Source organism: Streptomyces sp. UF-297 (assembly GCF_058245575.1).
Genome location: NZ_JBSIBZ010000012.1, coordinates 29,512 through 53,514, shown reverse-complemented (window position 1 = coordinate 53,514; position 24,003 = coordinate 29,512). Strand labels below are relative to the sequence as shown.

At 68.2% G+C, this 24,003-nt stretch carries 23 protein-coding genes and 2 pseudogenes; 12 read left to right on the top strand and 13 right to left on the bottom strand.

What is annotated here, in order from left to right; all coding sequences use genetic code 11:
- The first annotated feature begins 61 nt into the window (after nucleotides 1-61).
- Nucleotides 62-712 carry a maleylpyruvate isomerase family mycothiol-dependent enzyme gene (locus tag AC4IJH_RS09990; protein WP_490851225.1) on the top strand — a complete coding sequence of 217 codons (651 nt, stop codon included), beginning with the start codon at nucleotides 62-64 and terminating at the stop codon, nucleotides 710-712.
- Between the two features lie 522 nt (nucleotides 713-1,234).
- Entirely contained in the window at nucleotides 1,235-1,975 is a 741-nt protein-coding gene (locus AC4IJH_RS09985) for a class I SAM-dependent methyltransferase (RefSeq protein WP_490851224.1), read from the top strand.
- A 333-nt stretch (nucleotides 1,976-2,308) separates the two neighbouring features.
- Here AC4IJH_RS09985 and AC4IJH_RS09980 read toward each other — a convergent pair.
- Nucleotides 2,309-3,312, bottom strand: a pseudogene (locus tag AC4IJH_RS09980) (IS5 family transposase).
- 71 nt (nucleotides 3,313-3,383) lie between these two features.
- Nucleotides 3,384-3,794 carry a peptidase inhibitor family I36 protein gene (locus AC4IJH_RS09975; RefSeq protein ID WP_490851223.1) on the bottom strand — a complete coding sequence of 137 codons (411 nt, stop codon included), beginning with the start codon at nucleotides 3,792-3,794 and terminating at the stop codon, nucleotides 3,384-3,386.
- A 625-nt stretch (nucleotides 3,795-4,419) separates the two neighbouring features.
- Between AC4IJH_RS09975 and AC4IJH_RS09970 the strand changes: the two genes are divergently transcribed.
- Entirely contained in the window at nucleotides 4,420-5,301 is an 882-nt protein-coding gene (locus AC4IJH_RS09970; RefSeq protein WP_490851222.1) for an SGNH/GDSL hydrolase family protein, read from the top strand.
- Between the two features lie 25 nt (nucleotides 5,302-5,326).
- Here the strand turns inward: AC4IJH_RS09970 and AC4IJH_RS09965 are convergent, their stop codons facing one another.
- Entirely contained in the window at nucleotides 5,327-5,749 is a 423-nt protein-coding gene (locus AC4IJH_RS09965) for a VOC family protein (protein ID WP_490851221.1), read from the bottom strand.
- Nucleotides 5,750-6,254: 505 nt separating this feature from the next.
- On the opposite strand from AC4IJH_RS09965, the gene AC4IJH_RS09960 reads away from it, so the two are divergent.
- A complete protein-coding gene (locus AC4IJH_RS09960; RefSeq protein WP_490851220.1) occupies nucleotides 6,255-6,995 on the top strand; it encodes a hypothetical protein in 741 nt (246 codons plus the stop codon).
- 210 nt (nucleotides 6,996-7,205) lie between these two features.
- On the opposite strand, the gene AC4IJH_RS09955 is transcribed toward AC4IJH_RS09960, so the two are convergent.
- Nucleotides 7,206-8,114 carry a PI-PLC domain-containing protein gene (locus AC4IJH_RS09955; RefSeq protein ID WP_490851219.1) on the bottom strand — a complete coding sequence of 303 codons (909 nt, stop codon included), beginning with the start codon at nucleotides 8,112-8,114 and terminating at the stop codon, nucleotides 7,206-7,208.
- Between the two features lie 366 nt (nucleotides 8,115-8,480).
- Here AC4IJH_RS09955 and AC4IJH_RS09950 point away from each other — a divergent pair, with 366 nt between their 5' ends.
- On the top strand, nucleotides 8,481-9,122 hold the full coding sequence (locus AC4IJH_RS09950; RefSeq protein ID WP_490851218.1) for a transposase: 642 nt from the start codon (nucleotides 8,481-8,483) through the stop codon (nucleotides 9,120-9,122).
- Nucleotides 9,123-9,350: 228 nt separating this feature from the next.
- Here AC4IJH_RS09950 and AC4IJH_RS09945 read toward each other — a convergent pair whose 3' ends face one another.
- The 6 genes from AC4IJH_RS09945 to AC4IJH_RS09920 all read right to left on the bottom strand — a co-directional run bounded on the left by AC4IJH_RS09945 (nucleotide 9,351) and on the right by AC4IJH_RS09920 (nucleotide 14,396).
- Complete coding sequence (locus AC4IJH_RS09945; RefSeq protein WP_490851217.1) at nucleotides 9,351-10,604, bottom strand: MFS transporter; 1,254 nt, start codon at nucleotides 10,602-10,604, stop codon at nucleotides 9,351-9,353.
- A 22-nt stretch (nucleotides 10,605-10,626) separates the two neighbouring features.
- Nucleotides 10,627-11,211, bottom strand: a complete 585-nt coding sequence (locus AC4IJH_RS09940; protein WP_490851216.1) for a phosphotransferase-like protein — start codon at nucleotides 11,209-11,211, stop codon at nucleotides 10,627-10,629.
- Nucleotides 11,212-11,277: 66 nt separating this feature from the next.
- Nucleotides 11,278-11,997, bottom strand: coding sequence for a deoxynucleoside kinase (locus AC4IJH_RS09935; RefSeq protein ID WP_490851215.1), 720 nt, complete (start codon nucleotides 11,995-11,997; stop codon nucleotides 11,278-11,280).
- Nucleotides 11,994-12,635: a hypothetical protein gene (locus AC4IJH_RS09930; protein WP_490851214.1), complete on the bottom strand. Its 642-nt coding sequence runs from the start codon at nucleotides 12,633-12,635 to the stop codon at nucleotides 11,994-11,996. The genes AC4IJH_RS09935 and AC4IJH_RS09930 overlap by 4 nt, the downstream gene beginning before the upstream one ends.
- Nucleotides 12,636-13,023: 388 nt before the next feature.
- Nucleotides 13,024-13,692, bottom strand: coding sequence for a phytanoyl-CoA dioxygenase family protein (locus AC4IJH_RS09925; protein WP_490851213.1), 669 nt, complete (start codon nucleotides 13,690-13,692; stop codon nucleotides 13,024-13,026).
- A 101-nt stretch (nucleotides 13,693-13,793) separates the two neighbouring features.
- A complete protein-coding gene (locus AC4IJH_RS09920) occupies nucleotides 13,794-14,396 on the bottom strand; it encodes a TylF/MycF/NovP-related O-methyltransferase (RefSeq protein ID WP_490851212.1) in 603 nt (200 codons plus the stop codon).
- Nucleotides 14,397-14,959: 563 nt separating this feature from the next.
- Between AC4IJH_RS09920 and AC4IJH_RS09915 the strand changes: the two genes are divergently transcribed.
- The 6 genes from AC4IJH_RS09915 (at nucleotide 14,960) to AC4IJH_RS09890 (ending at nucleotide 21,364) form a co-directional block, all read left to right on the top strand.
- Complete coding sequence (locus tag AC4IJH_RS09915; protein ID WP_490851211.1) at nucleotides 14,960-16,861, top strand: radical SAM protein; 1,902 nt, start codon at nucleotides 14,960-14,962, stop codon at nucleotides 16,859-16,861.
- A 166-nt stretch (nucleotides 16,862-17,027) separates the two neighbouring features.
- Nucleotides 17,028-17,162 (top strand): hypothetical protein, encoded by a 135-nt coding sequence (locus AC4IJH_RS09910; RefSeq protein WP_490851210.1) that lies wholly within the window; start codon nucleotides 17,028-17,030, stop codon nucleotides 17,160-17,162.
- Between the two features lie 82 nt (nucleotides 17,163-17,244).
- Nucleotides 17,245-18,201, top strand: coding sequence for an aKG-HExxH-type peptide beta-hydroxylase (locus AC4IJH_RS09905; RefSeq protein WP_490851209.1), 957 nt, complete (start codon nucleotides 17,245-17,247; stop codon nucleotides 18,199-18,201).
- Entirely contained in the window at nucleotides 18,198-19,652 is a 1,455-nt protein-coding gene (locus AC4IJH_RS09900; protein ID WP_490851208.1) for a serine hydrolase domain-containing protein, read from the top strand. The genes AC4IJH_RS09905 and AC4IJH_RS09900 overlap by 4 nt, the downstream gene beginning before the upstream one ends.
- A gap of 7 nt (nucleotides 19,653-19,659) precedes the next feature.
- Entirely contained in the window at nucleotides 19,660-20,709 is a 1,050-nt protein-coding gene (locus AC4IJH_RS09895; protein ID WP_490851207.1) for a zinc-binding dehydrogenase, read from the top strand.
- A 334-nt stretch (nucleotides 20,710-21,043) separates the two neighbouring features.
- Nucleotides 21,044-21,364, top strand: a complete 321-nt coding sequence (locus tag AC4IJH_RS09890; protein ID WP_490851206.1) for a hypothetical protein — start codon at nucleotides 21,044-21,046, stop codon at nucleotides 21,362-21,364.
- Nucleotides 21,365-21,463: 99 nt separating this feature from the next.
- Here AC4IJH_RS09890 and AC4IJH_RS09885 read toward each other — a convergent pair.
- From AC4IJH_RS09885 to AC4IJH_RS09875, 3 genes and pseudogenes are all read right to left on the bottom strand, one after another.
- Nucleotides 21,464-21,574, bottom strand: a pseudogene (locus AC4IJH_RS09885) (IS21-like element helper ATPase IstB); the annotation flags it as partial.
- A gap of 111 nt (nucleotides 21,575-21,685) precedes the next feature.
- Nucleotides 21,686-22,186: a DinB family protein gene (locus tag AC4IJH_RS09880; RefSeq protein WP_490851205.1), complete on the bottom strand. Its 501-nt coding sequence runs from the start codon at nucleotides 22,184-22,186 to the stop codon at nucleotides 21,686-21,688.
- A gap of 43 nt (nucleotides 22,187-22,229) precedes the next feature.
- Nucleotides 22,230-22,856: a class I SAM-dependent methyltransferase gene (locus AC4IJH_RS09875; protein ID WP_490851204.1), complete on the bottom strand. Its 627-nt coding sequence runs from the start codon at nucleotides 22,854-22,856 to the stop codon at nucleotides 22,230-22,232.
- Between the two features lie 87 nt (nucleotides 22,857-22,943).
- Here AC4IJH_RS09875 and AC4IJH_RS09870 point away from each other — a divergent pair, with 87 nt between their 5' ends.
- A complete protein-coding gene (locus AC4IJH_RS09870; protein WP_490851203.1) occupies nucleotides 22,944-23,549 on the top strand; it encodes a helix-turn-helix domain-containing protein in 606 nt (201 codons plus the stop codon).
- The last annotated feature ends 454 nt before the right edge of the window (nucleotides 23,550-24,003 follow it).

Below are 24,003 nucleotides of genomic sequence, written 5' to 3'. Positions count from 1 at the left end.
TATAGATGCCAGCATTTCCATCTATTGGACGTATGGACTGGCCGACCACATGCTGGATCTCATGGAGAACGCGACAGCCCGTTCGGGAAAAGAGGCCGACGTCAGAGCCGCAATCGCAGCAGAGCGCCAGGAGTTGGCCGATCTGCTCGACGGCTTGCAGGCATTCCAGTGGAATGAGCCGAGTCTGTGCGCGGGATGGCGGGTGCGAGAAGTCGCGGCTCATATGTCGATGGGGTTTCGGCTCTCGCTGCCCGCGACGATCGGCGAGCTGGTGAAGGCGCGCGGCAGTCTGCACCGTATGACCGACATAGTCGCCCGCAGGGACGCGGCTGCCCACTCGACCACCGAACTGGCCGCGCTCCTGCGGGACAACGCTCATCATCCCTGGACGCCACCGGTCGGCGGGTACGCATCGGCTCTCGGCCACGACGTGGTGCACGGCTTGGACATCAGCGTCGCCCTCGGCCTCGACCGGCGCGTCCCCGAGGACCGGCTGCGCATCCTGCTCGACGAGATCCGCCCGCGCAGCTTGAAGTTCTTCGGTGCCGATGTCGAGGGAGTGCGACTGTGCGCCGACGATCTGGACTGGTCGTACGGCTCCGGCTCCCCGATGTACGGCACCGCCCAGGACCTCCTGCTGGTCGCGTTCGGCCGCAGGCTTCCGGCCGGCCGACTGCGGGGCGAGCCAAGTGGTCGCTTCACCAGGGCGTGAATCCAGGAACCATCACGAGCATCCCGGAGCCGCCAGCCCGTGGGCAGGGACCCGACGGGCTGGGGCGGCCGGTCAGGCCGTCGCTCGGTACGCCATCAGGCCCTCAGCCGGGCGCCCCGCGACGCAGTTCGCGCACACCAGGCATCGAGCCCGTACCGCCGCACCTCCGGTGTGAGCTGATCACGGCAAGCGAGCGGTGGGAACGAGGAGCCGCTGACACCGGTTGTGTGCGGATCCGTGCGGATCCGTGCGGATCTATGCGGATCGCCCGCTGCACGCCGAGCCAGGCGGCCGGGAGGCGTCCCAGGAGCGGGCCGATGTTCGCACCGAGGTTGTCCCGTCATCCGCTCGACATCGTCCCGCCCGCTGTACGGGAGGCCGGGACGGTGGCCGCATCTTTGTGGCTTCTGCCAGTACGGCGGTCTGCCGGGGCGCGGGGAGACTGCCCGCCAGAGGCCGTGGCGTGTCCCGGTGACGGGGCCGCGGCCAAGGACATGACGGCGTACAGGGGAGAACAGCACGGTGAGCGCGCAGCAGTACGACGAGATCGGTGAGGCGTTCGAGGGCTTCAAGAGCCTGCCGTTGGCGCAGTACGGGGAGGTGCCCAGCTTCCTGGCCATGGTCGGGGACGTACGCGGGAAGTCGGTCCTCGACCTGGCCTCCGGCACCGGCTTCTACAGCAGGGAGTTCAAGCGGCGCGGCGCCGCGGAGGTGTTCGGCGTCGACATCTCGGGGGAAATGGTCGCCGTGGCGCGGGCGTTCGAGGAGCGTGATCCGCTGGGTGTGCGCTACGAGATAGGCGATGTCTCCGAACTGCGGCCCCTTGGGCGACAGTTCGACGTTGCCACAGCGGTTCAGCTGCTCAACTACGCGGAGAACGTCGCCGCTATGGAGCGGATGTGCCGCAACGTGCACCGGAGCCTGAAGCCCGGTGCCGGGTTCTTCGTACTCGCCCAGAGGCCCGACTACCGCTTCGACGGACCGTCCTTGGCCAAGTACGGCTTTCTCTGCGAGCCGACCGGCGAGGAGATCGAGACCGGACCGCGAGTGCGGGTCACGGCGCTGCTCGACCCGCCGGTCTCGTTCGTCGGCGCTTGTCCGCGTCGCGAGGTCTACGAGAAGTGTCTGCAGGCGGCCGGATTCAGCGAGCTGACCTGGGTCCCGCTGGAGATCTCCGATGCCGGCGTGCGCGAGTTCGGTGCGGACTTCTGGACGGACTTCCACGCCAATCCCCCGCTGGAGATGCTGCGCTGCCGCGCCTGAGGGCCGGTCGGACATGACGGTGGTCCGGTCTCTGGAATGCGCCTGAGCGGGGACGGCCGCCGGCTGCCACTGCATCCCCTGCGTGCGGAAACTCAGGGCCGCCGGGCGCGTTACCAAGCAGCTCAGCAGCAGCAGCTCAGCGCCGGTTGATCGCTCCCGCTGCTGGTTGTTTCGATCCACCAGCGCCAGGGGCTGTGCGGCGCTCGTGCCCCTCTCTCGAGAGTCGTCAGTCGCCTCAAGGGGGGCGGGCGCGACCAGCCGTCCTCCGTCCTCTGCGGTGGCCGCAAGGGGGGGCGGAGGACGTGGTGAGTTAGGGCGCGTATTGAGTTGTGATCAAAGGGTGGTTCTCGTGAGGTCTCTGAGCCAGATCATCGAGGCGCGCAGGTGAAGGCCCGAGAGGTAGCTGTCCGGGATCTTGTCGTACCGGGTGGCGATGCCTCGCCAGGCTTTCAGCTTGTTGATCAGGCGCTCGACGGTGTGCCTCATCTTGTAGAGCTCGGCGTCGTGGCTGACCGGCCGGCCGCCTCTGCGGCCCTTCCTCTTCCGGTGCGCGGTCTGGTCTCTCTTCTTCGGGATGACGGCCTTAATCTGACGTTTGCGCAGGTAGGCGCGGTTGCCACGAGAGGAGTACGCCTTGTCACCGGCGACTGCGTCCGGCCTGGTGCGGGGACGGCCGACCGGACCAGGGACGCGAACCTTGCTCAGGACGGGGATGAACTGAGGGCTTGTCCGCGGCTTGACCCGCGGTCAGGACGATCGTCAGCGGGCGGCACTTACGGTCGGCGGCAAGGTGGATCTTGCTGGTCTGCCCGCCTCGCGAGCGCCCGGGCAGGGCGGCCTTCAGCCGGAACCTGTGTCGGCGCCGGATGCGCCTTCGCTCTTCTCACTCGGGGGCGTCCTCGGCGTATTGCCCGTTCCGTCCTTCCGAAGTGACCCTTTTGGGCGGACCTTCTCCTCCTCGGCGGCGACGTCTCCAAAGCGGCCAGGACATCGTCAGTGAGTTGCATTCCGGCGGCGTCACGGTGGGCCCGGACGGTGGTGGAGTCCACGCTGACCAGCGACAGGTCCACCTCGTCCCTTTTGGCGGCCTCGGCGATCAGGCCCTGCAGCAGGGCTTCGAAGACGCCGGCGTCCCGCCACTGGCTGAAGCGATTGTGGACGGTAGGCCAGGGGCCGGACTCCCGTGGCATCTCCCGCCGCTGTCCGCCGGTCTTGAACCGCCAGATCACGCCCTCGAACTGCTGCCGCAGCCGCTTGGGATACGGGCCGTACTCGCCAACCGGCAGGTACGGCCCGATGAACTTCCATTCCCCATCTGTCAGTTGCGCTTGCGTCACGCAAGAAGATCTAGCGGCACAGGGACCGCGGTGTGAACGATTCCCATAGATTGATCACGACTCGGTACGCGCTAGTCCTCGTCGCTGGGCGGCGTACCACAGGACGGGCCGCCCGGTCCGTCGAACTGTACCGAGCTGAAGAAGTCCCGATACGTCGGGGAGAAGTCGCCCTTACCCGTCGGACCGGCGGACGTGACAGACGTGCACCCGGTGTAGTTCGCATCGGACCACAGGTAGATGGTCGAAGAGGTTCGGTTCCAGTCGGATTTGGCCCGGTCGTTCATTCCGACTGCCTGCAGGTCCGGCGTGCTCGTCCGCAGCATGATCATGTCTCCGGTGCCATCGAGACCCGAGAACATGCAGTAGTAGCCGACAGGGCATCGGTCGTACCCGTCAGCCGCGTGGGCGGGAGAGACCGACGCCAGGCTCAGGACTGCCACTGTGCCGACCAGCCCGGCAAGGGCGCGCTTGAAGTGATTCATGCCCTGCCCAACGATCACTCGCTCTTCAGGTCATTGCCTGGACCGTCCATGGCGCGAACTTCCTCTTGATCACAACCGCATACGTTCCCTAGAGATCGGAGGAGCGGTGGACGAAGGCCAGGTCAGTGGTGCCGCGGGCGGCGATTGGGGGAAGGAGCGGGTCGTCGCGGCTGAGGCGATCGGCACGAGTTGATTCCAGCTGGCGGCCGTGCCGGTGAGGGATCAGCGGAGTGTCGAGTTTCCGCTGCGGACCTGCGCCGCTCGGCTCGGGCTTGTCCGTTCCCTACCGTGCGTACGCCGTGGTGAGTGGCTGTGCAGCGGCCCGCCTCCGCGAACGCCCAGCTCGCAGGCTTCGCCAGGGCGCGGCATGAGCGTACGTGAGCGAGGGCCTCCGAATTCGATCCAGGCTGTTGACTCTTATTCAAACGTGTCAGTAACTTCACCGGAGCGCCGCTGAAATACCCGACACAGCAACGCCGTTGATGCCCTCCACCTCACCCGGCACTGCTCTCACCCTGCGCACCTGCGATACGTACCGCCTTCCGGCGGGGTCCGAGCCGCACCCCGCCGGAGGTCGCGCGGCTCCTGTACGACCCAGCGCACCACGCCTGCGAAGGAGAACCGAATGCAGCACCGTGCCCGTACGCGCCGCCTGCCCGCCCTCGCCGCGGCGGCAGCCACCGCGGCCACCCTCGGTCTCGCGGCCCCCGCCCCGGCCACCGCCGCCTCGTCCCTGCCCTACGTCGCCCTCGGCGACAGCTACAGCGCGGCTTCCGGCAACCTCCCCCTCGACCCGACCGCACCCCTGCTGTGCGCCCGCTCGACAGTGAACTACCCCCACGTCATCGCCCGGCGCACCGGCGCCCAGCTCACCGACGTCACCTGCGGAGCAGCCCAGACCAAGGACCTCACCGCCACCCAATACCCCGGCGTCGCCCCGCAGTTGGACGCCGTCAAACACGGCACCAAGCTCGTCACGATGACCATCGGCGGGAACGACAGCAACACCTTCATCAGCGCGGTCATCGCCTGCGGCGCAGCCGGCGTGCTCAGCGGCGGCCAGGGCAGCCCGTGCAAGGACCTCTTCAAGAACGCCTTCGACGAAAGAATCGACACGAACACCCGCCCGGCCGTCACCGCCGCGCTGCGGGCGGTCAAGGCGAAGGCACCCGACGCCCGAATCGCCATCCTCGGCTATCCCTGGATCCTCCCGGCCAAGGCGGACCCCTCCTGCTTCGCGAAGATGCCCATCGCCTCCGGCGACGTCCCCTACCTGCGCAACCTGCAGGCCCACCTCAACCGCGTCATCCAGCGGGCCGCGGCCGAGACCGGCGCCACCTTCGTCGACATGGCCGCCGCCTCCGACGGGCACGACGCCTGCCGGCCCATCGGCACCCGCTGGATCGAACCTGTACTCCCCAGCGGCAGCCTCGCCCTTATCCACCCCAACTCCCTCGGCGAGTCCAAGATGGCCGAACGCACCATCGCTGCCCTGCGTCTCAGTTAGGGCGTGTTGAACGTCGGGGTAGCCGTTAGTCAGTGGTGGGTGACGGCGATGCGGTACGTGGGCGATGGGCTCGAACGTCCACAGGGCGTCCATCGGGATCGCGAGCTGTCATCGTCCACTGCGTGGGCAGTGTCTCGATCTGTCCGACCGGCCACCCGGCGCCCAGGATGTGTTCGCGAACCTCACACAGCTGCGCGTGTGTTCCCACGCGCAGCCCCCATCCCGCCCTGCTGAGGGGATCGAGATCAGTGGTGGGTGCCGTAGCGGTTTCGACGATCATCAGGTGGTCGTCGCCGCCGACATCGATGACTGCGATCCGAGGATCAGAAGGGGTTGCAGCGCGCTCGAACGCGAGCGCTGCTCCGAGCAACTCCGTGTAGTACGTCACGAGCCGGTCGAGGTCGGTCGTGGACAGAGTCAGATGGTTGATTCCGAAGAGATCGGGCATGGTGGGCCAACTGTAGTGCAGCCGCGGGAGGGCGCCCGGGGCGCGATGGAGATGCGGTCACACCGCCTGGCGTATCAAGACGAGTTGGATGGTGGCTTCATAGCGGACGGCGAGTTGCTCGTAGCGTGTCGCCACGCCTCGGGCCTGCCTGAGGAGGCTGATCCGGCGCTCGACTTTGTGTCGGGCCTAGTTGTACTGCCCTGTGAGGTCGTGTCCGTGGGGCGCGTGACTTCTGAGTGCCCTGAGAGCTCCGGTCACTGTGGGGCGGGGCGCCTGTGGCTGTGACCGGGGTCTGTCGGATGCTCCTGGTTCCGGCAAGCGGCTGCGTGTTCCCCGACCAGGCGGCTGCGGACTGGTTCTGCGGGTCCTCCTTGGCGTCCTTCCCCCTGATCACGCCCGTGTTAGCCGGATGTTAGTGGAGCGGCAGCCGTGCGATAGGGGTCCCGATCAGAGTAGGTGTCGTAGCGAAGAGCGACCGACACCGACCGTCCCGGGGGGACCCGAAATGAGCTCCAGCACCACTGTCCGCGCTGCCCGTCGCCGCACCCTGCGCGTCGCCGCCGCGGCCCTGACCGCAGCCGCCGCGTTGGCCATGACCGCCTGCTCCGGCTCGGACGCCGCCGGTGTGAAGCCCGCGGGACAGACGGACAGGAGCGCGGCCGCCGCCGAGCCCAACAGCGCGGGCCCCTCCTCCGAAGCGCAGGGCGCCGATGGTCAGGATGACCCCGGTGCCAAGGGCGACGCCAAGGCGGGCCCCGGCGCCAAGGGGGGCACCAAGCCGGGCGCCGTGGGCAAGCAGTCGGGCAGCTCGCCCGCGGCTCCGGGCAAGGCGGGATCGTCGGCGCGCACCCAGACCCTGGTGGACGGCAGCAAGGCCGAGATACAGAAGCTCGGTGAGCTGCACTACCGTGTCAAGATCGTCAATCGCGGTTCCGTCCTGGCCACGTTCGAGGCCAACCAGCGCGACGCCGGGCTCGACGCCAACGGCATGTACGTCGTGCTGACCACGGGCGGCCAGATCCATTCCTGGATGGGCGGCGAGCACCAGGGACCGGGCACCTTCAAGCTCGCGGGCGGCTGGACGGCAAAGGTGACGAAGGTCGGCGAACTCCGCTACCGCGCGCAGATCCTCGGCCACGACGGCGTGGCCGCCACGCTGGAGACCAACCAGCACGACGTCGGGCTCGACGCCAACGGCATCTACATCGTGCTCAGCGCCGGCGGCGTGATCAGCGCTCACGAGTAGGAGGATTCCCCAACTCCACGGTGAGTGACGCGAGTTCGGGACGATCCGAAGTCAGGCACATGGGCGCTGCGCGGCATCCTCATCGGCCAGGTGGGTTTCCCGTGCGGTGCCTGGCGCTCCGGACGGTGCGCGGAGCGCCAGGTGGGCACGCCGGAAGCGCCCGCTTCAGTACGGCAGGGCGGGCGGTTCGAAGCGTCAAGGCATGGAGTGTCAGCTGCCGAAGGGGATGTCCCGCGGGGTGGCCATGCGGCGGGTGTCCGGGTGGGCCTTTACGTAGTCCGTGATGTACGCGAGGGACTCCCGTACTGCGCTGTCGTCCGTGCCGCAGCCCTTCAGGCCGCTGACGCCGTCCGGGTAGCACGACATCCGATTGCCGTAGATCAGGCTGTCCACGGCGGCGCCCTTGCCGGAGGAGTCGAGCAGGGTGGCGGCGCGCTTCTTGTCGCCCTTGCCCACCGTCCAGCCGACGGTCTGCGCGAGCTCTCCGGCGTCCCGAGCCTTCCCCCCGGCCCTCAACCCCTCCCGGATGCCGCCGAACTTCAACGCCATGCTGAACAGGCCGTTGTCCATCACACGCTGGTTGCCGGGGATGTTCGGCCCGTGCTCGGCGAAGCCGTCCCGGACCTGCGTGTAGGAGCCGCTGAAGCTGACCGCTTCCTTGGAGTTGAGGTCGCTGAGGGCGTTCTTCCAGCCGCTGCCGCCCTCCTTGCCGTAGAAGCCGTAGAGCACCCGGATGCCCCTGCTCTCCAGCTTCTGGCGCGCCATGTCCCGCAGGGCGGCCACCGAGCAGTGGCGCCACTTGGGGTCGCTGCTGTCGCACCAGTCGGGGTTCTTCATGTCCAGCCAGACGAAGGAGACTTGACGCCCACCGTCATGGTCCTTTGCCACCTGGTCGAACATGTCCGACATGGTGTCGCCGGAGCTGGTGAGGGTGCCGTCGTGGTCCGCCCACCAGCCCTTGCGCCAGGCCGTGGCGTCGATCTCCAGCGCGTTGGCCCCGTTCTTGAGCGCCGTGGTCACCCCGCCCGTGGTCAGCACCCGGTGGGCGATGGCCCAGGTGGGGCGCTGCTTGGCGGTGTTCGGCGTGGCCTCGGAGGGCTTGTCCTCCGAGGCGGCCATAGCGGCTCCGGTGCCCAAGGTGGCTGTGGAGACGACCACAGCCAGCGGGAACAATATGGTGCGAAGCCGACGTGAGGCGACCATGTGGACGGGTCCTTTCCCTTGCCCGGGCCACGCGTACCGGCAGCCCGTCTGTCGTGCGGTGGCTGCCTGCCGTACAGCCGACGGTCCGGCTACCCGAGACTTCAACGCGCACACTAAGTTACTTTCCGGTAATGGTCAGCTGCGCTCTGTGTGCGTGCCGCAGAGGCTTCGCACCGGGCCGCGTTCTCGGTGCGTGTGCTGTGCGGTTCAGCGGTTGTCGAAGCGCTGGAGGCTGTCGGTTCGGTTCGAGGGCTGCGCCGCCGGCTGGGAAGGCAGTGCGCTGTGAGCGCCGGCTGGGAAGCCGGATTCGACACCGCCGCCCGTGACCACCGCGTGGCCCTGGTCGGCCCGCTCAAGGGCGGCGGGCCCTGGCAGCGCAAGGAGCGGACCGGCTTCGCCCGCGAGGAATTCCGCATCGACTTCGACCACCGCCAAGTCACCCGCCCCAACGGCAATACCAGCGGAAACTGGGCGGAGCCGCCCGCCATGGCGCCCTACACGGTCGTGACGTTCGATGCCCGGCACTGCACCCCGTGCCCCCAGCGCGCTTTGTGCACCCGGTCCAACGATCCCCGCAAGGGACGCACCATCAACTTCCTTCCCCGCCACCTGCACGAGATCCAGGCCCGCAACCGCGCTGACCAGCAGAACCTGCAGTGGAAGCGGTTGTATGCCTCCCGTTCCGGCGTCGAGGGAACGGTGAACGAACTCGCCAACGGACATCGGGCCCGCCGCTGCCGCTACCACGGCAGGGCCAAGACGCATGTCCAGCACGTCCTGACCGCGATCGCCATCAACATCGAGCGCCTCAGCGAGCAGGAACCCGAAGGCTCCGCCTACCGCCCGCGCCGGCCCACGGCCTTCCAGCAATACCTCGACGCCCGCGGGCTACCGCGACCCCTGTGGTGGCGCCAGGGCAAATGACCTTGGAACCTCAAGATCCCCGACGGAGTCACTCAGTGAGTTCTACAGGCCGACCGTAGAGAACGAGAGCGATGTCCCGGGCGTTGGCCGGACGCCATGACCACGCCGTTCGCGCCGAGCCCAGGGAGCGGACGAGGTCCTTGTGGCTCAGAGAGTGATAGGCCGGTATGCCCACCGACGGGTGTCGGTGTGGCGCGGCTGTTCCTCGAGGCATGTCGCTCCCCGTACTCAGCAGGGGCCCTTCCGACTCCTTCGAGGCTGAGCCGACGGTCTGCGTCTGAGGTGGTTGGTGCAGGCCAGGACCGCGAACAGGAAGGACAGGGCGAGGAGGGGCACGAAGGGGCCCCACCAGTCGGCCATGGCCCCGGATGCCATGACGAACAGCCAGTTCAGGCTGCGGGCACCCGTCATCATCGTCATGGACACACGTCCGGTCAGCGCCTCCGGGACGGTCTGGACCATGTGGTTCATGAAGGAGACGTTCACGGCGGGAGTGAGGAAGAGAGAGCTGCCATACGCAAGGCCGGTGAGCGGGGCGGAGGAGGTAGGGACGGTCATGGCGGCGGCTCCGAAAACCAGTACCCATGAAGCGAGCTTGAGAAGCTGATGATGAGTCAGGCGCGCGGTCAGCCAAGGCGATACCAAGGCCCCCAAGACCGCTCCGATGGAGCCGACCGCTTGGGCCATGCCCACTGCGGCGGGTGAAGCTCCACGGTCATGGCAGAGTACGACGAGGAGCAGGCCAAGGCCCGCGAAAGCTCCGTTGACCAGCGCAAACCACAGCAGCATATGGCTCATGAACGAACTGCGGCGGACGTAGCGCAATCCGTCGACGGCACCGGAAAGCAGAGGAGTTAGGGACGATCGGGGCTCACCCTCCGGGCCCAGTGAGGACCGCATCGTCAGCGCGGCCGCGGTCACACCGAGGAAGGAAAGCGCGGTGGCAAGGAATGGCGCCCAGGGGTGCCATGAGAAGAGCATGCCCCCCAACGGCGGGCCGGCCAACTGCGCTGCCGCTTTGCGCCCTTGCTCGCGGCCGAGCGCGGTGCGGCGCTGCGACGGGGGCACGATCCTGCGCAGCAGCGGTAACTCGGTGGCTGTGTGGAGGGCGTAGCCCGCGCCTTCCACGAGCGCAGCGGCCGCCAGGTGGGCGAGCCGAACGTTGTGCACGGCCACCGCAGCCAAGACCGAGGCAACGGCGGCCAGTTGCATGAAGGAGGAGAGGAGGAGTAGGCGGCGGCGGGAGTAGCGATCCGCCAGCGTGCCCGCGGGCACCGAGCAGACCAACTTGGCCACGGTCGCGGCACCGGCGACGAGGCCGGCCCCGGTGGCCGAACCGCTGTCCGTCAGGATGAGCATGGGCACGGCCACCGTCATCATGAAACTGCCGGTCTGGGACGCTGCCGCACCTGCCCACCACAGGTTGTAGTCACGGTTGCGCCGCAGCGGCACGACCGATATTGCGTGCCGGGTGTCGGACATCGGGGCACCTGCCCAGGTTCGGTCAACGACGGGGCGGAAGCGCTGCCGCGATACGGCGGGCGCGCTCCTTCGGGTCGAGTTCGGCGGAGTCGATGACGAGGTCGAAGGCTTCCGGGGCGCACACGTCGAGGTGGCCTCTGCTGAGTCCGCGAAACCTCTCGGGGAATCGCTCGGCTTCCCTTGCCTCCAGCACCGCCAGGGGGGCCGTGAGGTATACCCACATCACCTCACGGTCCCGGAGATCCCGCTGCCAGGCTGGAATGACCCCGGCGTCGATCGGCATCTCGTCGACGATGACGTTGTTGCCTTCCTGCAGGAGCCCGTCGACCGCCCGGCGCATGCCGGCCAGCAGGTTCGCGCCGACCGCGCCGTGGCCGATCCGCAGACGTGTGGCACCGTCCTGCGGATCGGTGTCCCGGAGGTAGGAGAACCCCTCGGCACTCGCCGTTCCTTCACTGGTCCACCGGAACGGCAACATGCCGAAGAAGGTGTCCAGGCCCAGGACGAGGAAGGGCTCGGGGAGGATTTCCTGGAGTACTGCGGCCGTTGAGCTCTTGCCCGCGCCCGATGTTCCCGCGAGTACGATCGCCCGCCCCGGTGCCCTCATGGTCGGCGCTTCCCTTCTTCCCCGTTTGCGTTCACTGCGCAGCCGGCAGAGGGTATCGCGGGCAGGTCAGGAGGCGAGGCCGAGCGAGGCGAGGATGCGGCGGCCGATGGGGTCGTCCCTGTTCGTGTACGAGGTCCTGTCCTCGGCTATTTGGGGCCGGTAGCGCAGGACGGGTGGCAGGCCTGCCAGCCGCTGCGCCCACAGTACCGATTCGTAGGTATCGGCCAGTGCTCGCATCTGTTCGGGATTCTCGTGCGGCTTGCGCTGGCGTTCCCGTTTCTCCAGATTGGCCAGGGCGGTGGCCGACGGCACGTCCACGTGGACGATCACATCGGGCAGAAGCACCGCATGCCGCCGGTAGAGAGCGAAGGTCTCTTCGGCGGGTATGCCGTCCAGAGCTTCCAGGTAGACGATGTCGCTGACCAACGAGCGGTCCCCGATGACCGGCACTTCCTGCAGGACCCGGGAGAGGATGTTCTCGCCCTGTGCTTTGCGGTCGTCCAGGTAGGCGAGTTGGATGCGCTCCGGTGGGTGAGCGCGGCGGCGTTCCTTGATGTCCAGGATGACGCGGGCGGCTCCCGGTGACTGCCAGGAATGCTGGCCGATGGTGTACACGTTCATGCCTAAGGCCCAGAAGGATTCTTCCAGGCTGTTCCTGAGGGTCGACTTTCCCGCACCGTTGAGGCCCTCCAGTGCAACGAAGGGAAATCGGGCGGGGTGCCTGCCGTGCTCGTCCCCCCTCTCCGGCTCGGTGAGTGTCCCTGTCGGAATCGCGGTGTGACTCATGCCCCCTGCCTTCCCTCGCAGCAATCTGCGGCCGTTGGACTGTCCTGGAGCGATCTGAGACCGTCGAAGGGAGAATCGAGGCAGAATCGCACCCGGTCCCACAAGGGGTAGGACAGGGACAGCAGTTCATTTATCGCAGAGCCCTGGACGCCACCGGGCAGGCTGTCCCTGAAGGTCCCGGGACCGGGTAGTGCGTCGCCGGCCTCCTGGAGGAGGGCTACGGCCTGCTGACGTTCCTCGGACGTGAACCCCGGTTCATCCCGTATCCGGCGGCAGAACTCGAAGCGTACGGACAGCGCAAATACGCCTTGCGCCCAGCGCAACGGTGGCAGGGAGGCGCCGTCCGTGGTGCCGCGCGCCTGATCGAAGGCGTCGTACCACTGGGCCAGCAGCTCGTGGGCACTCGACTCCAGGAGCCCTACGGCCCGGCCCATGGTGTCCCGCCCACGAGGGACTGCGGCGGTGAAGGGGGTGCGCTCGCGGGGATCCGGTCCTTGCGGCGGGACGCCGTGCAGCGAGGCACCGGGCTGGACGATGCCAATGGCCAGTTCGCACAGGTAGCCGCTGTGCGTGCGGCGTACGAGGTCGAAGGCTTCGTCGGCCGGATCGAGACCGATGGTGCTGGTGTGCCGGCTCATGAAGGGACCGGAAACCGAGACGAGGGAGTCAAGAGGCCGCATGGCGAGCGGGTCCAGGCGGCCTCCCGACAGAAGCGCCGCGCGTTCGCGGTTGACGTCGGGCGCATGGCGGTCACCTCCGTAGCGCCTTTCCAGCTCCGGGTCTACCCACAGGGAGTGCGCCCATACGATGCGGCCGGCCACACCTCGCGAGCGGCGGGCGTTGCGCTCGGCCACCGGGGCTGTCAGCCTGTCGCCACGCCGGTCCTGCGAGGGGTAATAGGGAAAGTCGGTTTTCACTGGTGTCCGTACCTCCGGGAAGTGGTGGTGAGGGGCGGCGCTTTTTGGGCGCGACACGGCATGCCAGGAATCGCGGTGCCGACGGCGTCGGGTGCGGCGGGCCAGGGCCTTATGAGCCGAGGAACCCGATGAATTTTCCTGCCCTTCCTGCGGTCACCGGCTCGGTGCCGTGCACAAGTTGGGTGCCCCAGCACACGGCATCACCAGGTCGGCCGGTGACGTGCCACCGGGTGCGTTGCATCGCGGTGAACCACGCATTGTGATCGTTGGCGCCTTCTTTGATTTCTCCCTGGTCGTCCCAGAGCGCATGGCCGCCGCCGGTCTCCACGAAGAATGCGCCGCCTGACTGGGGCTCATGCAGGACGATGCCCACGGCGGCGACCTTCGGCCGGTCCGGAGCGATTTCGTTGAACGGATAGTCGACGTGCGGTGTGACGTACTGGCCGGCTCCGTATTCCACGTAGAGCCAGTCCATGGACCGCCGGGCACTGGGGAAGACTCTGCGCAGCTCATCGAGGCGGCGCGCCACCGCGTCGTCCAGAACCTCGGTGACATCGGCCGGGAGCTCGTCGTACTCCACCCTGCCACGCGGCTCGTAGACCTCTTTGACCCGCGCCAGACTCTCGCCCGACAGCGAGTGCACCGAACGCTGCCGCGCGGACACGGTGAACTGGGAGCCGGCGCCCAGGCCGTCGGCGACACGGCCCGTCAGATAGGTGATCTCGTCGGGAGACAGCAGACCTTCGACGCTTCCGATCTTCAATGAATCGTGCAGCACAATCCATCCTTAGCGCTTCGGGAGATGGGTGACCGGCGTGCTGCCGGAAGTGAGTTCAGGATCAGCCCGGCCCCGGAACGTCGGCGCCGGGAGGAGCAGCGTCAGGCTTGGGTCTTGCGGAACTCTGCGAACGCGAGATCTCCTGCGCCAACAAGGACGCGTGCGCTCACGGGGGTGTCGGCGAAGAATTCGTCGCAGGCCTTTTTCACTCCGGGCAGCCCATCCCAGGCCCGTGGGCTCGCTTCCCGGTCGCAGTAATCGTCCACGAGCACGGAGCCGCCGACGGACAGCCGTGGCCAGACACAGGTCAGGCTCGTGAAAATGGAATCGTAGAAGTCCCCGTCGAGATAGGCGAATGACACGTGCTCGGGAAGCTCTCGCGGCAGCGTCGTATCGAACCAGCCCGGGTGAACCTTCGGCCGACGCAGATTCCAGCGCTCGAATGCGGCGTACACCTCGTCCGCCGTTGCCTTGCAGTCCCCTTCCCGCAAATATCGGTCGGATTCCGAGGGGGCGGGTAGACCGTCGAAGGAGTCGTACAGGTGGAGTGTGCGGCTCGGTGACTCCGCCTCCAGCACCATTTCCAGCATCACGCTGGTAAGCCCGGCATTGCAGCCCAGCTCTACCACATCGCCGGGTACCTCGGCACGCAGCACGGAGCTCAATGCCCAGTAAAGGTTCGTGAGCCGGTCCAGATCCGTCATGTTCGGGTTCTGTGATGCGAGTTCATACATAACCGAGTTCGACGTCGTCAATCGCGGCATGTTCTTTCGCTCCCTCGTGTGTGGGGATCGTCCGGACTCTGACGGCAATACAGGCTAAGGCTTCGACCAGGTGGCTGGGAAGAGGGCAAAGGAGATTGCTGCAAGGGTTCATTGGTGGCGTGTCGACGAATTCCGCGCACTCATCTTGCACGAGTGGATGCCCCCTACAGGAAGGTCTTAATCCTGTCAGAACAAGCCACCGAATCAAGGCTGCGACCTGCGCAAATACCCCTGCGCAGACATCACTTGTGGCTGAAACAGGTCCCTAGCGGCATACGCCAACGGTGCGTACAGTGATCTCCCAATACCGAAAGGCGGCGTCTCGCTCCCGCCATTTTCCGGCACGTTGGCCCTGGTACGCGAAAGGCCGGCAAGCGGCCGGCCCTCCCGTCGCCAGAACTGCCCACCAAACGGCAAGAAGTGCCATTCACGTCATCCGACCATGCCGCCTCCGATGTGTCTGCGAGCACGACTTTACAAGGCCTACGCAGGGAAGGAGTTCGATGCATCGCTCGGCCGCACACCATGCACAGACGGAACGAATCTATCGTGGCCTCGACGCCCAGGACACCGCCAATGCCGTATCTGTGATCATGAAATTGCGTGGCGAAACCTGCGACATCGATTGCCTCTACTGCTATGAGAAGCGGAAGGAAGCGCCGGGCGGGGCTCGAATAGAACCAGGGCAGGTGCGCCAACTCGCCGAGCTCTTCCGTGGCCGCCCACTTGCCGTGGAACTCCACGGTGGGGAACCGCTCACCGCCGGCAAGGACCAGCTCGCGTTAATTCTGGCCGAGCTGGCCCGACAGCCCTCGGTGATCCGGGTCAATCTGCAGACCAACGGTGTACTGCTGGACAACGAATGGCTCGACCTTTTTGACGAGCACTACCCGAATCTGCAGATCGGCATCTCCATGGACGGCGATGCTCGCGGCAACGCCTGGCGCGTGGGCTATGACGGGCAACCGGTCTACCCGCGCGTGGCCGCCGCACTACGGCTGCTGGCTGAGCGGGGCCGCTCCGCCGGAGTCATCGCCGCGGTCACACCGGCCGTACTTGGCCGGGCCGAAGCCGTCCTCGACCACATCGCCGGATTCGGCTCCGTGAACGCGGTCAGCTTTGTGCCCTGCTTCGACTCCTCGGTGCGCCGCAGCACCGCGGCCACCGGCCGCCGCACCACTGCCAGCCGCGCTCTGCAACAGCTTCACATCAACGGTGCCGGAGCTCCGGATTGGGCCATCCACCCCGCCGACTACGCCGATTTCGTCCTGGCGGCCACCGCGCACTGGATCGGCGAGGGCCACTTCTCCCGCCTCAAACTGGAACCGGCCGTCTCGGCCATTCGCCGGCTGCGTGGCCTGGAGACCGGGTTCTGCCACTTCACCGACCTCAAGTGCGACCACGTCTTCACGCTCTACCCGGACGGAAGGTTCGGCAGCTGCGACGAACTTCCCTGGCCCCAGGCACGATTGACGTCCTTGCCCAACGCCGGGGACGAGGACGCGGTACGCGAAGCGCAGTGTTCCTCCCGCCTTCTTGAGCAGGGCAAGTCCTTGATGCAGCGCTGCGTCAGCTGCGACTACCAGGCCACCTGCGGCGGAGGCTGCGTGGCCACCCGGTGGCGCTACGACCTGGCCGGGGATCAGGACGCCTACTGCGACTATCGGATGCGCATGATCGACGGCATCGCCGCACTGCTCGCCCAGCCCGCCGATCGTTCCGGAGCATGGTGCCACACCACGCGCTGGCACCCACGGAACCCCAACTCCATGGCGGATGTCGAGGGATTCCTGGCCCGCTGGGACGACCCCGCTGCACCGCGCCCCGCCGTGCGCCTGCGTACCAGCGCGCACGGCAATATCAACACTGTCGGTCTGCCCGGTATCCACGAAGCGGACGACCTCGACCCGGCGCACCCGCAGTGGCGACAGGCCATCGAACCCGGAGTCCGGTCCTTGGTCGACGTCTGCACCCAGAGCTGGCAATGCGTGACCTACGACAGCTGCCAGGGGCACGCCTACCGCGGCGCCGACGTGGAAGCCGCCCCCCGGCGCGTTGGGCTGCTGCCCCGTGACCGCGGCGAGTACGCGGCCGTCGCCGCCGCACTGTGCCGTGCAGTTGCCGCGGCCACCCCCCAACTGCCGGAGGCCGTCGAGGCGATGGTCGGCCGGGCCGACCTCAACTGCGAGAACAGCGGTCGGACCGTTCCCGTCCTCGACCTGGTCCTGCGGCCCGCCACAGGCCACACCTGGTCGGACTTCTTCGCTCACCTCGATGCCGCCGCCGCGACAACAGTCCGGGCGCTGGAGGCCGAACGCCCTGTGCCGGGCCTGGGCTGCGCTTGTCCGTGCCCCGCACCCGGCACCGAACCGGCCACTGCCGTCGACGGACCGGCACCGACGTGACGCCCCGCTGCCCTGCACGTCGTCGCGGTGGCACCCCGGGGGACGACGCACCACACCGCTCCCTTGCCCGCACCCGGATCCGCACCGGCCTCGGGCCCAGAGCTCCTCCCAGCCGCGGGTCGCGCACGAACAGTTCCCTGCACCATCCGACCGAAAGGACATGGACATGGACACCAACGACCGGATCACGGACTTCCTGACCGCCGTCGACGAACTGCGCGGCGACGACGAGTCCGTACGCAGCACTGCGCACACCTCGAGCGTCTCGGCCGAGGGCTGGCCGACCACCGAAGAGGCGTAGCCCGCCGCCTGACCGAGACTTGATGGACACCCCCGGGGCCGGGTCGCACGGCCCGGCCCCGGGCTCTCATGGAGGCCACGCCATGGACCTGCCCCAGCGCATCTTCGCCTTCGGCCCCGTACGCGACCTGCACCGGGACCGCAACCGCCGACTGCGTGAGGTCGTCAGCCCCGACGGGCCGCCGTCCCGGTTCGGCGTCGCCCAGCAGTACAGCCTGTCCCACCACGCTTTCGAAGGTGCCGAGGCCGCCGCGCGGACCAGAGACGCCGTGCTGTTCGACTGGTACCGCACCCACCCCGACGTAGGTGTGGAACCAACGGCTCCCGCCGCCCCCGGTCCGCCGCCCGCTGACGCCTGCGGTCCGCCGCCCGCCACTGCGCTCGGGCCGTGTGCAGTCCTGGCACCCGGCGTGGACCGGCTCGTCCGGTCACCGGCCTCCGAGACCCCCTACTACGTCCTGGGCCCCCGCACCCCCAAGGCCCCGTCCGCACTGCTGGACCTGACCGCCGAAGCGGCCGAATGCGCCCACGCGACTGGTTTCGGTGAACTCCTCGCCGACCATGCGGTGGTGCTCTGCCTTCTGAGGCACAAACGGCTCGGCGAAACCCTGGACAGCTGGTCCATCACCAGGCTCCCCGGCACCATCTTCTGCGACTACACCGATGAGCCCGCGGTTCTCGCCCGCGATCTCATCCACGAGGCAGGCCACAGCTGGCTCAACGACGCGCTCACTGCGGTCCACGCAAAGATCAGCGACGAGGTGGGCTTCTACTCGCCCTGGAAGGGGACCGTACGGCCCGCCTTCGGCTTCCTGCACGCCTGCTGGTCCTTTCCCCTGATGATGCTCCACACCGCCACCGTGCTGGACGGACCTGCCTGCTCCGGGAAACTGCGCCGGTTTCTGAGCACCTATCTCGACGAGCAACGCCGCTTGCTCGCACCTACCGCAGGCGATCATGCCAAGGCACTGAGTCTCGTACGTGACCCCGAACTGCGCCAGCGCCTGCACGCCGTCCATCAGGAGGCCCTCAAACTGTGAGCCCGTCCCGAACCCGTATTCGCCCCGGCGTCCGCCTCCAGCCGGCCGGAGGCGACAGCGCGTCCTTGGCCCGACCGGGTTGCACCGTCCTCGTGCGGCGTCCCGACGAAACCGAACTACGGTGGCACACCGGAGCGGCGAACCTGGAACTGTCCGTACCCATCGGCCCGGACACCACCTTCAACGCTGGCTCCATCGCCAAACAGATCACCGCCCACCTGGCGCTGCTCTCCGCCCGCCGCGGGCTGCTGGATCTCCACCGGCCGGTGGCCGCCTACCTGCCACGCTTCGCCCTGCTGGACGTCACCCTCGCAGACCTCGTCCGGCACCAGGGCGGCGTCCGTGATGCCGAGTCGCTGTTGTCCCTGGCAGGACTGCGCGATCTCGACCACTACACAGCCGAGGACTTGCTGGAACTGGCGTACCGGCAGACCCGCCGCTGCACGGCCCCCGGCACCTTCCTCTACAGCAACACCGGATACCTCCTCCTCTCGGCCGTCCTGCAGACCATCCATGGCACCGGCCTGGCCGAGCTCGCCGCCCATTGGGTGTTCGCCCCGCTGGGCATGACAGCTTCTCGCTTTATGACCGACCCCTGTGAAGTGCTGCCGGGCGCAGCCAGCAGCTATGCGCCCACGGCAACCGGCTGGACGCGCCGCCAGCGTCCGGTCACTCTGCCCGGACCCGGCTCACTGTGGTGCTCGGCCCCCGACCTGACACGCTGGCTGACCTACGTGAAGGACAACTGGGCAGCCACACAGACTCTCGTCTTCGACGCTGAACTCGCCTACCGGTCCAGCGATCACGCTCCGTATGTGTACGGTGCGGGGCTGTACGCCGATGTACGCCCGGCCGACGACGCGAGCGTCTTCCACTACGGGCACGAGCACGGCTTCTCCGCGGCCGCCCACCTCTCGCGCCGTGGACTGCGGGTGGTCTGTCAGAGCAACAGCGCGGACGTGCACGCCGATCACGTGGCCGCGGACGTGCTTGCCGCGCTGGGCGGCGACGCGTCCGCAGGAAGCAGCGGGGCAGAGGCATCCGTGGAGATGCTCGCCGATGTGGTGTCCCGGCACATGGCTGCCGCCGTGCCGGAGCCCACCGCAGAGCCCACGGACAGCCCGCCACCGGCCACGTCCGAGGCCCGGCACACGGAACTGGGCACGTACGTCTGTGACGACGTGCCCGGGGTGCTACGGCTCACCCGCGTCCGGGACACGCTCTTTCTGTGGCGCCGCGGCACGCGAGATCGGCTCCTGAAGGTCAGCTCCACGACGTTCTCCGGGACCGGACTGCGGCTCGTGCTCCCGGACCCAGCCAGGCGGAAGCCGCTTCTCGGTATGGACGCCGGTACTGCCGAAACGGTGGACGCGACTGGCATCGACCGGTTCATCCTTCATCTCGACCGTGCCCCCGACCTGCGCTACCGGCGTATCACCGGCGGGCGGTGAAGAGCCGATGAAGGCAACTGTGCTGCATGGCACCCGCGACGTCCGCCTCGAGGACGTGCCCGATCCGGTCATCGTCGAACCGACCGACGCCGTCGTACGGGTGGTGGCCGCCGCCGTGTGCGGTTCGGATCTGTGGACGTATCGCGGGACCGCGCCGCTGGCAGGCCCTACGCGGTTCGGGCACGAGTTCATCGGCGTGGTCGAGGACATCGGTCGGTCCGTACGCACACTGCGTGTGGGCGACTTCGTCGTCGCACCGTTCAACGCCAGTGACAACACCTGCCCGAACTGCCGCAACGGCCTGCACACGGCCTGCGACCGCATCGCCCACTGGGGCGTGCCCAGCGCCGACGGCCGCGCGATGGACGCCGGTCAAGGAGAAGCCGTCCGCGTCCCGTTGGCCGACGGAACTCTCGTCGCGACCCCCGGGCAACCGGCCGCGGAACAGATCCCCTCACTGCTCGCCCTGTGCGATGTGATGTCGACGGGACGACACGCGGTACGGATCGCCCGGGTCGCCCCGGGGGAGACCGTCGTGGTGGTAGGCGATGGAGCAGTGGGACTGTGCGCGACGCTGGCTGCCCTCCACGCGGGCGCCGAACGGATCGTGATGATGGGCGGGCACCCCGCGCGGCAGGCGCTGGCCAGGGAGTTCGGCGCCACCGACATCGTCACCTCCCGAGGGGAGGAGGGCATTGCGGATGTCCGAGATCTGCTGGGCGGACGCCTCGCCGATGCCTCGGTGGAGTGCGTGGGAACCGATCAGTCCCTGTGGCAGGCAACCGGCACGGTACGCCCCGGCGGACGCGTCGGCTGTGTCGGCCTGCCTCTGGGAGTGACGACATTCCCTTACCGCCGCACGTTCTCCGAAAGCCTCACCGTCACCGCGGGCAGCGCCCCCGCACGTGCCTACATCCCCGGGCTCCTCGCCGACGTATGGTCGGGAAGCCTCACTCCTGGCCGAGTGTTCGACCGGGTGTATCCGCTGGAGCGGGTGGCAGATGCCTATGCCGACATGGACGACCGGACGGCGATCAAGGCACTGCTGCGCTCTTGACCCGTTCCGCTGTTGGGCATCCACCATCCGCTTGGGGCACTGAACGGTGTCGGCGGTGGGGCCTTCGGGGCCCCTTGCGGCGTGCTGGTGGGCGCGGATCGAGGTGGAATCGGCGTTGATGTCCCAGCCGGTCCCGCGCGCAGCATCGGCTGCGGCTCGGACGCGCTGGAGGAGCCGATCCCATTCCACCTCGACCCCGCCTCGTCGGAAGTCGGCCGAGACGCGCACTGCGTTCGGAAGTCGGCCGGCCTTCGCGTACGCCCTGCTGACCAGCGAGGCGAGTTTCACGGCGAGACCCGGCGAGCGCGTCGGCGAACGAAGTTGCTCTCGCTCGATGAGTGCATCGCTGCCCCTCCCGCGTATTCGTTTCGGTGGCCGCTTGATGCGGGCCTGGGAAGCGGGGGATACCGAGGTCCCCCGCGAGGCGGCAGCCGATCCGTACATTCCGCTCATCACGACCGTGCCCAGCGAGTGGAACATCGAGGCGGCGCGCGCTCACATCGGGCGTCAGAACCAGCGGGCCGCCGGTCGTGCCGGTTACCAGCGTGCTGATCCAGCTGGTGAGAGGCCCTTGCCGACCACGGTGACGCCGCGGGTGCTGAGCGTGGACGACTTCTCTGTGTACGGAGACGTGTACGGCAACCTGGTTCTGTAGGCGGGAGTGAGCAACGTTTGTCGACGGTTTCGGGCAACACCTCGCGATCATTGGGCCCAGAAATGTTGATGAGAACTGGCAACGCTTCGCCAGGAGGGATCAGTCTGTGGCGGTGTCCTGCCGGTCGGCTCGGGCCCTGGTGCTGGCGAGGCGGTAGGACTCTGTGCCGGTCTGGATGATGTTCCCGCCGAAGGTGAGGCGGTCAGGTACGCAGGTACGGCGAGTACGATCAGCACCCACGTCGCGGCACTCGGACCGCGTAATGCTCCCTGCCTGAACGCCTGTTGAGCCCCCGCGCCCCGTCCGGATGGAGAAGGTGGATCAGCGGCCGGTCGAGCCGTCGAGCAGTTCGCGGAGGATGTCCGCGTGGCCGGCGTGGCGGCCGGTCTCCTCGATCATGTGGGTCAGGGCCCAGCGGACGCTGGGAGCGGGGCGCCCCGGCCGCGGTCGAGGGAGGGGTGCGCCGGGATCGGTGCACCCGTCGAGCACGTCGTTCGCGCGCTCGACCGTCTCGCGGTAGCGGGCCACGACATCGGCCACGCTGTCCCCTGGCGCGGCCTGGAACGTCGCCTGCCAGTCGGTGACGTCGTCCCCGAGAAACATTGAACGCTCGACGAAGGTCAGGTGGTTGAGCAGGCCGAGCAGGTTCGTACCCGACGGCACAGCGGCTGTCCGTACCTGCGGCTCGGGGGCACCGTCGGCCTTCGCGGCGATCGAGGTGCGGAGGTAGTCGAGAAATCCGCGCAGGACTTCGATCTCGCTGCTTGCGGTCCGGGGCGGCGGGGTGTCGCCGCGGCGGTGGTGGCGCGTGGTGCTGGGCAACGTGGTCGCCTTCCTTCGTCGGGGGGCGGCTCCGGCCGCCGCGTCAGGCGGTGCGGCGGATGAGGAGGACATGGTCGGTGACCTCGGCGGTGCGCCCGTCCGGTCCCGTCGCGATCCGGAGGGGCGCGTCGGCGCGCTCGACCGTCCACGTCTCCGGGGCCAGTTCGATACCGGCGGCGACCTCCTGCGGACTCGGGTACTGCGTATCGGGGTCCTGATTCCACGACCACGGCGCGGCCGAGCCGTGGTCGACGACCAGCAGTCGCCCGCCCGGGCGCAGTGCGTGCGCGGCCGAGCGCAGGACGGCTGCCCGGTCCAGGTCATGAGGGGTGTGCAGGTAGTGGGCGCTGATGAGGTCGAATGCGCCGGGCGGAAAGGACTCGTGCAAGTCGTGCCGTACGGCGGTGACCCGGTCGCCCACGCCGTGCGAGCGGGCGAGGGTGGCGAGCCGCTCGACGGCCACGGCCGAGATGTCGGTGGCGGTGACCTGCCACCCCTGGCCGGCGAGCCACAGCGCGTCGCCGCCGTCGCCGCATCCGAGGTCCAATACGTCACCGGTCGGCAGGCCCGTCACCGTCTCGGTGAGGCGAGCGTTCGGCCGCGGGTTGTCGGCTGCCGGCCGGGCCGCGTAGACGCCGTCCCAGAACGCGACCGCATCGTTGGTACTCATCAAGTCTCCTTGTATCGATGGGCGTTCAGTCTTGCCGGGCACACCGCGACCTGGCACGAAATCTTGCGGTAACGGCAAGATGGGCTCATGGACCCCACGACGGATGACGACGTGCTCGATGCGGTGGGGCCGCGGCTGCGTGCGCTGCGCCGTGACCGCGGCATCACCCTCGCCGGCCTCACGGCGATGACCGGGGTGTCGGAGAGCACCCTGTCCCGGCTGGAGAGCGGTCAGCGCCGGCCGAGCCTGGAGTTGCTGCTGCCGCTGGCGCGCATCTACGACGTTCCGCTGGACGACCTCGTCGGCGCTCCGCGCACCGGCGACCCCCGGATTCATCTCAAGCCGATCAGACGGCACGGAATGACCTTTGTGCCCCTGTCCCGGCGACCGGGCGGGGTACACGCCTTCAAGATGATCATCCCCGCCCGACCGGAACCGCTCGAACCGACCCCGCAGACCCACGAAGGCTTCGAATGGCTCTACGTGCTCAACGGTCACCTGCGGCTCATCACCGGCGAGCGCGATCTGACGTTGCCGCCCGGTGAGGCAGCCGAGTTCGACACGTCCCTGCCGCACTGGCTGGGCAGCGCCGACGGCGGCGCGGTCGAGTTGCTCATCCTGTTCGGCCTGCAGGGGCTGCAGGCGCACGTACGCACCGACCCCGATCGGTCGTCTCGGGTCACGTCCCGGTGATGAGCTCAGCGAGCGAATCTGGGGTCGCGTCAGCAGCGCGCCCTGCTGCGCCGAAGCCGCGGGGATGCCGGGGTGCTCAGTCGGCGGCGAGATGCGGGAGGCCCTCGCACCGCCGCCGGTAAACCGGCGCCCCAAGTCCACGGTCACGCGAGCGGCGTTGCCAGATATCTGGAACCCGTACGCAGTTGCCCGGCCGGAGACTGGCCGAGGCCAGGGGTGGCCACGGGAGCCACGCGATTTTCTGAACTCGCCTCCTCTGGGCGGACTTACCGGGTCTGGGTGCTGAAGTGACCTGCGTCCGCCTCACCGCGTGTACGGAAATCACCGCGGCGGCGACCTCAGACTCGCCCCCTGTCTCTTCCCGGTCGCATGCCTGAACGGACCATGCACGCCTACCCCCTCGCCATCCGCCTCCGCGAGATCGGGATCCCCGCGGGCCCGGCAAGCCCCTCCC